Annotated in this window: 1 protein-coding gene; it reads left to right on the top strand. The window is 46.9% G+C overall.

Annotated features, from left to right (window positions below):
• A partial coding sequence (locus JXQ92_RS19235; RefSeq protein ID WP_421988277.1) for a Calx-beta domain-containing protein occupies nucleotides 1-3,232 on the top strand: 3,232 nt, incomplete at both ends.

The following is a 3,232-nucleotide window of genomic DNA, read 5'->3' as shown; positions in this document are numbered from 1 at the left end:
GAAACCTTTACGATTACTTTAGGAGGCGATACGAAGGTAGAAGCAGATGAACTGGTAGACATTGCGATGAGCAACTTGGTACCTACCACAGTAGATGCATCAGATATTGACATCACCGATGCAGCTCAATTAACGATTACAAATGACGATGCGGCAACGGTAGCATTCAATGCTACTGCCAGTTCAGGAAGCGAAGCAACTGCCTCAACCAACTTGCAGGTAGACTTATCTACATCAAGTGACTTTACTATAACTGTAGATTACGCGGTTACGGGTACGGCAATGGGTGCAGGAACTGATTACACTTTAGCTAACGGTACTTTAACTTTCACCCCAAGAGATGTCAGTGAAAACATCACGATTGCTAGTATTGTAGATGATGTTTTGGATGAAGTAGATGAAACAGTTATTGTGACCCTATCCAATCCTAGCAACGCGACCTTAGGCACCAATACAGTCCACACCTATACCATTCAAGACAATGATGCTGCACCAACGGTTGAGTTTGGAATAGCAGCAGACGGTCAAGCGGAGAGTGAACCAAGCCAGGACTTGCCTATCGGACTCAGTGCAGTAAGTGGTAAAACCATTACGGTTGACTATGCACTGACAGGAACAGCTGCCGGAGATGGAGTAGACTATACAATGGCCAATGGCACGTTCACTTTCGATCCAGGAGATCAAAACCTAACGCTGCAGCTCATAGGAATTATTGACGATTTATTGGATGAAGAGAACGAGACGATTATTCTGACCTTGAGCAATCCAACGAATGCCACTTTAGGAACTCAGACTACGCTGACTTATACGATCACAGACAATGATGCGGCACCAACTGTGACTTTATCAGTAGGATCAGCCAACATTGCTGAAGCTGCAGGTACATCGATCATAACCGCAACTTTGTCAGCCGTATCTGCTAAGGATGTAACGATCACTTTAGGGTATACAGGAACAGCAACGAGCGGAACTGACTATAATAATACAGCAAGTACAAGTATCGTAATCACAGCAGGCAACCTATCAGCCAATGCTGCTGTGGGTATTACAGCTACTCAAGATGTAAACCCAGAGGCAGCGGAGACCATCATATTAGATATAACAGCAGTAACTAATGGTACTGAAGATGGAACGCAGCAACAGACCATCACGATCACTGATGATGATACGCCAGACCTAACCTTCACGGCAGCTTCAAGCAATGGAGCAGAGAGTGTGAGCAGTGCAGGCATTATAGTAGACCTGAGTTTGGCCAGTGGTCTGACAGTCACGGCCGACTATGCAGTAACTGGTAGCGCAACAGAAGGCACCGACTTTACGCTAGCCAATGGTACACTAGCCTTTAACCCAGGTGATGTACAGAAGACGATCACGATAGCTGGCATAGTGGATGATGCAATCCTTGAGTCTAATGAGACGGTTATAGTGACCCTGTCTAACCTGAGCAATGCCAATGCCGGCACCAATCAGGTGCATACCTATACCATTAATGACAATGACGCAGCAGCCGTAACGATAGCCGATGTAAGCCAGGCAGAGAATGGTGGCGACATCACTGTTACAGCGACCCTAGACAATGCTGTGCAAGGCGGCTTTACGGTAGACGTTACATCAGCCGATGGCACAGCTGAAGCAGGTGATGATTATACTGCAATTACTAGTCAGACACTGACCTTTTCAGGAACAGCAGGTGAGATGCAAACCTTCACAATCACCCCGACAGCAGACACCAAACTGGAAGCTGATGAAACATTGACGGTGAGCCAAGGCAACTTTGGAGCTACTTCCTTGAGTATTGATATCTCAGATGGTGCTACAGTGACTATTAATAATGACGACAATGCAGCAGTAACGATAGAAGATGTGAGTGGGGCGGAGAACGGAGGAGCTATCACCCTTACCGCTACCTTAGACAATGCAGTACAGGGTGGATTCTCAGTAGATGTGGTAAGCACAGATAATACAGCTACCACAGCTGATAGTGACTACACCGCGCTAACAGGTACTACCCTGACTTTTACGGGAACAGCCGGAGAAACCCAGCAGTTTACAGTAATCCCTACAGCTGATACGAAAGTAGAGGCAAACGAGAGCTTATTCCTAGGTATGCAAAATATCCAGGGTACAACATTAACGATCAACAATGGTGATGGCGCCCTGGTGACCATTAACAATGATGATGCAGCCACACTGGCCATTGATGATGTAACCATGAACGAAGGAGCAAGCGGCACAGCTACTTATACCTTTACTACCACCCTGACCGGAGACATTGATCAGGCCTTTACAGTAGACTATGCCACACAGGATGGTACGGCTACTACGGTAGACAGTGATTATACCGTTGCTACCGGAACACTCAACTTTGCGGGCACGAATGGAGAGACTCAGAGCTTTAGCGTATCAGTAAATGGAGATGACAAAGTAGAGTTGGATGAAGCCTTTAATGTATTGCTGTCCAATCTACAAGCAGGAGGCAAGAACCTCACGATCACAGATGATACGGGTGCAGGTACGATCACCAATGATGACAACGCAGCCGTTACGATAGCCGATATCAGTCAGGCAGAGAATGGTGGCGACATCACCGTCACCGCCATACTAGACAATGCAGTTCAAGGTGGCTTTACAGTAGATGTAAGCACTACTGATGGTACGGCCACAGCGGGCAGTGACTATACGGCAGTAGCCAGCGAGACCCTCACCTTTGCGGGTACGGCTGGAGAGATGCAAACCTTCACCATCAGCCCAACTGCAGATGCTATAGTAGAAGCAGATGAAAATCTGACCGTGTCTATGGGCAACTTGGCCAATACCGCTGTAACAGTAGATATCAGTGATGGTGCTACCATAAGCATTACTAATGATGACGAAGCCATCTTTACCATTACAGACGCTAACAGCAACGAGAATGGTAGTGGCAATGAAGATGACGGAGCTATCACCATGGTAATTACCTTGGACAAAGCGGTGGACATGGGCTTTGATGTTCGTGTAAGAAGCCAGGCAAGTTCAGCCACGGAAGGTACTGACTACACTGTGCTTGATGAGACACTGACCTTTAGCGGAACAGTTGGAGAGACGAAGACTTTCACAGTCATTCCGACAGCAGATCAGATTCTGGAGGCAGATGAGGTGCTGGATGTAGGCATCTTCAGCACAACCCTTGACAATAATGTTAGAGATAGAAATATCGATGACCAGGCAACAGTAACGATCACCAATGATGATG

The sequence above is a fragment of the Roseivirga sp. genome (genome assembly GCF_049099775.1).
GTDB lineage: Bacteria > Bacteroidota > Bacteroidia > Cytophagales > Cyclobacteriaceae > Roseivirga.
The sequence above is the reverse complement of the archived record's forward strand: the minus strand, read 5'-3'. Positions and strand labels throughout refer to the sequence as shown.